This window comes from Sphingobacterium sp. IITKGP-BTPF85 (assembly GCF_001006065.1).
Taxonomy (GTDB): domain Bacteria; phylum Bacteroidota; class Bacteroidia; order Sphingobacteriales; family Sphingobacteriaceae; genus Sphingobacterium; species Sphingobacterium anhuiense.
In genome coordinates, this window is record NZ_ASZT02000185.1 from 1 (window position 1) to 8,136 (window position 8,136).

At 36.3% G+C, this 8,136-nt stretch carries 12 protein-coding genes; 4 read left to right on the forward strand and 8 right to left on the reverse strand.

The window, feature by feature from the left end; all coding sequences use genetic code 11:
- Nucleotides 1–13: 13 nt before the first annotated feature.
- Complete coding sequence (locus L950_RS22785) at nt 14–517, reverse strand: tyrosine-type recombinase/integrase (protein ID WP_021191368.1); 504 nt, start codon at nt 515–517, stop codon at nt 14–16.
- A gap of 262 nt (nt 518–779) precedes the next feature.
- Between L950_RS22785 and L950_RS22790 the strand changes: the two genes are divergently transcribed.
- The 4 genes from L950_RS22790 (at nt 780) to L950_RS22805 (ending at nt 3,716) form a co-directional block, all read left to right on the forward strand.
- Nucleotides 780–1,709, forward strand: coding sequence for a 1-phosphofructokinase family hexose kinase (locus tag L950_RS22790; protein WP_021191369.1), 930 nt, complete (start codon nt 780–782; stop codon nt 1,707–1,709).
- A 545-nt stretch (nt 1,710–2,254) separates the two neighbouring features.
- The gene (locus L950_RS22795; protein WP_021191370.1) at nt 2,255–2,872 is read left to right on the forward strand and encodes a hypothetical protein; all 618 of its coding nucleotides are present in this window, start codon (nt 2,255–2,257) and stop codon (nt 2,870–2,872) included.
- Nucleotides 2,869–3,474: a hypothetical protein gene (locus tag L950_RS22800; RefSeq protein ID WP_021191371.1), complete on the forward strand. Its 606-nt coding sequence runs from the start codon at nt 2,869–2,871 to the stop codon at nt 3,472–3,474. The genes L950_RS22795 and L950_RS22800 overlap by 4 nt, the downstream gene beginning before the upstream one ends.
- A gap of 5 nt (nt 3,475–3,479) precedes the next feature.
- Nucleotides 3,480–3,716, forward strand: a complete 237-nt coding sequence (locus tag L950_RS22805) for a hypothetical protein (RefSeq protein ID WP_156169820.1) — start codon at nt 3,480–3,482, stop codon at nt 3,714–3,716.
- A gap of 276 nt (nt 3,717–3,992) precedes the next feature.
- Here L950_RS22805 and L950_RS22810 read toward each other — a convergent pair whose 3' ends face one another.
- The 7 genes from L950_RS22810 to L950_RS22835 form a co-directional block, all read right to left on the reverse strand.
- Nucleotides 3,993–4,439, reverse strand: coding sequence for a hypothetical protein (locus tag L950_RS22810; RefSeq protein ID WP_021191373.1), 447 nt, complete (start codon nt 4,437–4,439; stop codon nt 3,993–3,995).
- A gap of 73 nt (nt 4,440–4,512) precedes the next feature.
- Entirely contained in the window at nt 4,513–4,641 is a 129-nt protein-coding gene (locus L950_RS35935) for a hypothetical protein (protein WP_262507174.1), read from the reverse strand.
- Nucleotides 4,642–4,666: 25 nt separating this feature from the next.
- Entirely contained in the window at nt 4,667–5,491 is an 825-nt protein-coding gene (locus tag L950_RS22815) for a hypothetical protein (RefSeq protein ID WP_021191374.1), read from the reverse strand.
- Nucleotides 5,492–5,670: 179 nt separating this feature from the next.
- Complete coding sequence (locus L950_RS22820) at nt 5,671–6,111, reverse strand: toxin-antitoxin system YwqK family antitoxin (protein ID WP_021191375.1); 441 nt, start codon at nt 6,109–6,111, stop codon at nt 5,671–5,673.
- 197 nt (nt 6,112–6,308) lie between these two features.
- On the reverse strand, nt 6,309–6,620 hold the full coding sequence (locus tag L950_RS22825) for a helix-turn-helix domain-containing protein (protein ID WP_021191376.1): 312 nt from the start codon (nt 6,618–6,620) through the stop codon (nt 6,309–6,311).
- A 102-nt stretch (nt 6,621–6,722) separates the two neighbouring features.
- The gene (locus L950_RS22830; protein ID WP_021191377.1) at nt 6,723–7,178 is read right to left on the reverse strand and encodes a hypothetical protein; all 456 of its coding nucleotides are present in this window, start codon (nt 7,176–7,178) and stop codon (nt 6,723–6,725) included.
- Between the two features lie 20 nt (nt 7,179–7,198).
- Nucleotides 7,199–7,957 carry a hypothetical protein gene (locus tag L950_RS22835; protein ID WP_021191378.1) on the reverse strand — a complete coding sequence of 253 codons (759 nt, stop codon included), beginning with the start codon at nt 7,955–7,957 and terminating at the stop codon, nt 7,199–7,201.
- Nucleotides 7,958–8,136 lie beyond the last annotated feature (179 nt).

Consider the following 8,136-nt stretch of genomic DNA (forward strand, 5'->3'; position numbering starts at 1 on the left):
GATCTTTTTGCATTTACTTTGAACAAATATGAAAGGTAGTTTCTATCAAATCCAGATGCTTTAATTCAATATTTCGAACTTCCATACAACGTAGTCCGCAACTATAAATCAATCCAATTAAAATGCGATGTTTGAGCAAATCGGGATGTTGAAGCATCTTCCATATCTCTTCCCTACTCAGAATTACAGGAAGTTTCTTTTCTTTAGGAATCGATGGTAAATGAAGATAATCGTAAGGTAAATTCTCTGTTTTTAAAAGAAATCGAAGTCCGTAAACAGTGTGTTTAAAATACGATTGCGAAGGTGAATTGGAACGTTGTTGCAGTTCAAAGAGATAATCTTTAACTTGTTCGGGATGTAATTCGGTTGGTAAAGCACCAAAATGAAGTACCATTGCGGCCACATGGCGCGAATAATTTTCAAAAGTGCGTTTGCTTCGTCCTAAAATAGAAATATTTCGCTCAAAACGTTGCAGAAGTTCAGAAAAACCTGTAATTTCATTACAAGCACGATTCAAATATTTGTTCGTTCTTAATTCCTCCGGAGATTTTTTTAGTTACCATATTATCAATTATTTAAACGTTAATAAATACTAAGGTACTAAATCATCGCAGCGAAAGCTACCGGAGGTTTAGTTCAACAAGGTATTGCCAAAAGAGGGGCTGAAGGAAATCTATTAATCTTTTTAATTATATTTGAATATAGGTATTTCTATTAAATGGCGGCGCTAAGAATCCTCGCAGCAACTTATGGTTCGCCAACAGCTAAAGATAAATAAAATGTCAAAATCAGTCCTAACCATAACATTAAACCCCTGCATTGATAAAAGCAGTTCGGTTAAAGGGGTTCTACCCGAAAAGAAACTGCGTTGTGAAGCTCCGAAGTATGAGCCCGGTGGCGGAGGTATTAATGTATCAAGAGCCTTAAAAAGATTAGGGATAGCATCAGATACAATTTTTACATCGGGAGGCAGGACAGGGAAACTTCTCGAAGAGCTTTTGCAAAAGGAGGAACTTGATATTGTGCCTTTGCCGGTTGGAAATGAAACAAGAGAAAACTTTATTGTTGTAGACGCTTTAAATAATCAGCAATTCAGGTTCGGTTTTCCGGGGCAGCCTATATCTGAAGAAGAACAAAGCAATATTTTAAGAACTATTGAAAGCATCAGTACTTTTCCCGAAATCACCATTATAAGCGGCAGCTTACCTGAACAAGTTAAGCCTGAATTTATAAAGGACATTATTCAGATATGTAAGCACAAAAACAGTAAAGTCATTGTAGACACCTCTGGTAAAGCATTGGAAATAGCTGTGAACGAGGGTATTTTTCTTGTAAAGCCGAATATCGGAGAGTTAGCAGCTCTTTCAGGAAAAAGCGAATTGACCGAGAACACAATGGATGAAGCCGCTAAAGATTTGATACAATACGGTAAAGCGGAAATAATAGTTGTTTCTTTAGGTGCTAAAGGTGCTGTACTGTATTCTGAAAAAGGAAAGATACAACAAGCCGCACCTCTTGTAAAAGTCAGGAGTACCGTCGGAGCAGGAGATAGTATGGTCGCAGGTATGGTGTCTGTTTTGGTAAATAAGGGAAATCCGGAAGAAATATTGCGTATGGGCATTGCTTGTGGTACAGCAACCACAATGGCAGAAGGAACAGGGCTCTTTTTGAAGGAAGACGTCGATAATTTATACCAACATCAGTACTAACAGAGATATTTGAAGCATCAAGACCTACATCTATTGAAGTCCATAATACATGGCTTCTTTACCTATTTATGAATTGACTTTCCGAATAACAAGTTGGAATACTCACGAACTTTCCATTTTGAGACTTTAAGATACTTAGCAACATTATCGATAACATCCGCGGAATCACTTTTAATGCACCATTATACAACTCACCATATTGTTACTTATGCAAAAAACGCATTAAATAATAGTAAAATAGCAATTTTTAGCATTAATACATTTAATACTTTTACAGAATCTCAAACTGAAGAGCAGCATCACGAAAGCTTGGAAATAGAAAGGATTTACGTACTGCAGGATTATCGCATTTCATTTCCGGTCACAAAGACTGCCATAGGAAGCGGGTCATCATAAAACTGGTTTTCTATAGACTTAGCAAAATTAAATATTCCCAATAAAGAGAATTTAATTTTGTTAATCTATTTTACAATCACTACATTTATAAAGAAAACCAAATATGATATAAGCAAAAATAGAGCTTTTAACTTTATAAGTTTAATAAAATGAAGATACCCGCTATCAATATTCGATATATCCTTATATTTTTCCTAGGAGCCATCGTATTCCAGTCCTGCACAAAAACAACGCCCGAAGAACCAAAAGTTATACCTGAGCCAGAACCTGAGAAAGGTCCAGACCCGATCAAGGATCAGACATATGTTTACAGCTCGGAGAGCCAATTGGAATTTGGCCTTTATCAAAATAATAACTTGCTATCTTCATTTGCACAAACTGATCAAGATAAGAACTTCAAAAACCGTCCAAAATATTTCAGGCCTCAGACCATGACCCTCAAAAAGGACTCCTTGTTCATTTCCAAAGCTGGTGGCTACAAAGAGTCGTACAAAATAAAATGGGAAAAAGAAGATTTGTTTATTTATCAGGATCAAGAAAAAGACTGGAAGCACTTTGCTACCAAGAACGACAAAAATGAGATTTCATTAAATATTGCACTCTATAACAGCCAATTAAAAAGCGAAAATTCCAATGCCCTCCGCTCAGGTCAGCTTTACAACCCATCGTCGATAAATGACATATTGAGTGATAAAAGTAGAGCCGCTATGAAAACGATCTGGTTAAAGATCAAGATTATTTATGTACCCGAAAATACAAAGTCATGAAAGTAAAAATACTCATACTAATATTGCACCTATTTTGTTTAAATGTCCTAGCACAAGAAGCCGACGATGACAAAGACAGGATTTTCACCAATAAAAATATTGAGAAACTATACCTGGGTGCTATTATGAAGATCAGTTCGCTCAATGAGGATAATTATGAATTTATTGAAGCTCCAAACCTTCCGCCTGTAGACTATTTACAGACAACAGATGTCACGCTCATAGTTCCGAGCAAATCTGCGATGATCAATTTTATAATGAAAGATTTTGATGAGGATGTATTACCAGTAATAGTAAGCGAATCGTCACCCAATACCCAAAAAGTAGCATCTTATGACAAGTTAGGGGCATTTTTTGGTCAAAAAATTAATGCAGAGATAATGCTTGCGGTCAACCCAAAAGCTAAAAATTCCAAATCCCTATATGCTACAAGATTCACCAATCTTATCTATAGTTTAGATTGTATGCCTGACCATGCCAAAGCAAAAGCACATGCAGCGATGAAAGGTCTGGATCCAAAGGACTACATGTATGTTGATGGAATCTCCTTTGGCAGGGCTGCATCAATTTCATGGAGTCTGATGCGGACTATGAAACGATAAAAGCATTGATAGAAAAAAAATATTATAAAAGAGAACTAACCGAGCAGGACGAGGCAATCTTGGCAAATTCAACCATTCATTTTCAAATTTCGGATACAAAGCAAGTAGACCTTCAGGACGGAGACCCCTTTGAAATCATTCGTCATTATATGACTACTCCTATTACAAAAGAGGATTTCCTAAGACCAATCTGGTTTACTGGAGTTGATTTAAAAGATGGCTATATGGTCTATACGCCGTAGAAATATTTGAACAGGATCACATCTAAAAGATTATCCATGGCACAAAATATAAAACCTAATTACGGGTTGGATATGATGGCGCCGGATAATCCCTGTCGACATGCATTTTGTTGATCAAAATATCGTTGATCCGCTGACGCATGCGCTTATCATCGACCGATATTTTTAGAATTTTGTTGCTATAATAGGTATCGCTTTTAAATTCGCTTTCTATTTTATTGGCAAATGTGGGAGCCAGCGATTTATATGCAAATGAAAGCTCAGTTTCGTTTTCTGCTATTTTTTTACGGTCAGTGTCCAGATAAACCCGTATTCAAAAAATAAAAAGCTTTTTTTTATCGGCACAAACTGCGTTTTTTTGCCTTTTAACTTGTAATTATAGAGCATATAAATACTTGGTTTGGAAACGTCTTTTGCTGCCGCTGCGACCAACTTATTATACTCTTTTTCGTTATCAACAAGAATTTCAGTACTTAAACCTTTCTCCTGGATTTCAAAGGTAGCAGTAGTATCTGTATGCGCCAGGGCTTTAACCTCCATATCCTGATCAATATACCAGCCATCCATATCTGGGATAGCATCTTTTACACGTTCAAAACTTGCCTTTAATTTGGTTGGGAGCAATTTACTGGTCACCGTTTGCGCACGCAGACCATTCGCTGCAGCGATAAAAGAAGCATTATACAAAGATATTTTCTCATCATGATTATATTCATTTAGCAATACTAAGAACTCCCGTAAATTACTAGTTTTATCACTGGCAATCTATGACCAATTTATATTTGAGGGTTATCGTTTACAATTCGTAAGGTATTTGTCTCCATTCGTGCTCTTTGATATTATATACGCCACTACCCGGCAGACGAATTGTTGTACAACTTAGCATCTGATTGTCAGTGACAATGGAGATGTTTTCTTTTTTCACAACAGCTGTCACTCCCTAAATTGCTTTATTGTTTTCCTTTTGGAAGACTTAAAATCTCTTGTTTAAATTCTTTTGTCAAAAGCGGTAACAAGTCATCATAATTGAACAACACCATTGGAGTGATTTGAATGTGTTCGACAGGATACCAATTTTTTGCAAACGTTAGTAAAGCTTGTCTTGCTTTATCGATCTGCCCTGTCAGATAAAAAAGTCTTGCGGCATTTATGTGGATATTATCTAGGAAAATTTTAGCAGCAAACTTTTCATAATAGGCTAGACTTTCGTCCGTATTTCCTGACTCTAACATAAAGTGAAGCAGGTATTCCGCTCCTTTTTCACTATCAAATGTCAATTTTGGACGATACTGCTTCAGTTGTGCAATAAATTCCTCAGTTGATTTACCGTCATTTATAATTTTAATCGGTTTATCCCAAATACTCAAGATGTTTTCTCCCTTTAGTTTAGATAAATGACGTTCAATTTGAAACCTATAAGTGCGTATCTGATGTTCAGGTAAATTTAATTTTTCTTTTTCAATTAAGAAATTGCTGTAAAAAGTCTCTGCTCTTGAAATACTTCCCGTAATTAAAGCCGTATTCGTGTATGCAGAAAAGTGCTCACTTAAAACGTTTCCAGCATACCATTGGTCATTAAATGGCAAACCACTTTCATCGTTTGTCATCGCGATTTCGTAATTGCTGTTGAAGTAATTTATCTCCGCATGAACTATAGCTTTCTGAGGTTCAAAGCCTTTTATTTGCTCTAACTGCTCTAGACCAATTTCAATTTGTCCACTTCGTAAAGTGTCCAAAATATCTCGTAATTTTTTCGGTATTTTTACTATGCTCATGTATTTTTTTCAGTATGGATACTTTTCTAAATTAGATCTGTAATGGGCTTTATTTTCATATTATGGCTTCCTAATTTTCCCATTACTTCTCTAATGAGTTTTTCTCAAGAAAGTACAAGAAATAAATAGTTTTCATTAATTCCAACATATTGAACAGAGCTAGAATTCATCTTATGTTTCTAATCTTGTTTAACATCATTGAGATAATACTCCCGCTTATTAATAGACCCATCAGCATGGTATACAATGCACTCCCCATTTTTTCTTCCTTTTTTAAATTCTGTAGTTATCAATAATACTCCATCTGTGTAAATCTCTGTCATGCCGTCCAATTTCCCGTCCACGATTTGATTTCTAATGTAAATATCTCCATTATCATCGTAGATCGTTATCTCTTGGCTGCGATCTTTTCTAAATAGCGTTTTACTTCTAGCCAGACCATTGTCCGTAATCAACTGAGTGACAAGAAAACCATCTTCATAAACTGATGTTATAGCAGAGCCATCAACAGCGGTCCAGTTGAAAGCTCCAGAATATGGGGTCTTTGGATCATCCTCTCTATAGGTGATTCCATTCGAGATTATAATTTTAAATGGGCTATTTAAATTTTCTTTAGACATCTTTTATTTTTAAATAAGACAATGTTCACTCCTATTAATTTTGATCATCTTAAGCACGCATCAATCCCCTCCAGGCTCCTGTTGTACGACAATTGGTCATTTTAAATTACCGATTATGTTTTAAAAGAACAAGTTATCAAATTTAAATATAAAAAGTCATGCTTTCTTTTGATCGCATGACTTTTATACTAAAATCACTAAATTCTTCCTCTTCTCCTACCTTCTTTCATTTGTCTGTCCAGATCAGATAGACAGTAATAGTGTCGCTTCCCTTTTCTTCGCGGTATCAACTCCCCCTGTTTCACCCAACGGTAATAGGTCGCCTCCGAAATCTTCAACAGATCGATCACCTGATTGATATCCAGTAAATCAGACAGATGTGAAAGGTCGGGTTCCGCATCGGGAAGATCGCCTCTCGAGAGAGATGCTTCATACTGTTGCACAGATTTTTCCAACAATTGGGTAATGATCTCCAGCTGTTGGCAGATTCGTTCAATAAAACTTAACATAAAAAATGACTGTTCATGTCCGGTACCGAATCTATGGGGTTCCAGTTAACGGTTGCACAACCTGAAAGCCCAATACCTTACTGTTAAAGATAAATTTATCGCCTACTTATTTTTGCCAAATGTATCGTACAATCGTGCTGCATCCATTTTAAGTAAACAATCAGGTTTCCAAAAATTTTTGAAGCTGTCTCTAAAATGTCTAGACAGTAATAGTTTCTTCAATTTATGATGCTTCACCCTTTCGTCCAAAACATTTTGACAGAGATCATCGATCAATATATTTAATTTACCGACCCCAGCCACACCAGGTAAGAATTTTCCATTACAATACAACATATTTAAGGTAACATCTGCATTCACCGTCACCATCCAGGGATTACGAAACAGTATCGCGGCTTCCTCATCTTCTAAAACCCATTTTTCACCAGAAACGTAAACACCAAGATTATATTTTTGAAATTTGAGTATGAGCATCACTTCATATACCCGGCGCACACCTCCTGACGGCACAGCATGAGACAGATGCCTGTCCCAGATAAAATGCATCAATGTATCCATGATCCTCGACTCTGTCCACGCTAATGGCCATTTCCATTCGCATCAAGTTCATATTTCTGAAGCGATGGAAACATTTTAGTAGGCTTCTCAGCCTCCTGATCGCTCAGAAGATCTAACTGCGTTTTTAAAGCTATATTTTCAGCTTTCATATCCTTAACCAGGTCATCATTATTTTCCTGCATATGTCTCAAATGCACATGATCTTGAAGCATATTGTTAAGATCACTGGACAGCTCATGGTGGTGCTGCTGCAGTTCTTGATAAGCACTGTCCAAAACCGCCCGTTCATGAAGCAAAGTATGATGATCTCGCAAAGTTTTTCTCGTATTATGAAATGGAAGAAGCGATGCCTTTGTGCGAGCAAACAAAAAACAACAATAACTGAGCAGCGGTGTAATGAAAAACCAGAAGTCAGCTCTAAAATAAGCCTTAGAGAATATAGACTTGCCAGTCTTAAGACCTATTGCCACATGAAGTACCATCATATGTAGGGCCACAATTACACCTGCTGCCAACAGTACAAATAAAATAAACTGCCACTTCCTTGGCAATTTGAATAACCCATTAAAGTCTGTATACCAAAAATTAATGAACCATGACAATAACATGAGGTATACGAAAAGCAGCGGCACAGTCATGAGCACTATTGTGCGAAACGGAACACTTTTCAATCGAGCAATCGGATCATGCCATGAACTACCCAGATTGATGAGCAAAGTACATAACAGAACACCAATGGTGTAAAATAATAATTTTCGTAAAAACTGAGCAAGCTGCATAAGATTAAGTAAAGTTGGCTACAGGTCCAATAATTCAGACGACAATGAACACTAAAATTAAATATATTTATTACATAAAACAAAATAAAAAATTAAATACTTGAAAAATATTAACTACTCACAACCAATTAACCACTAAAAACCTATTTTATTACACATACAGCACATAGATAATCATT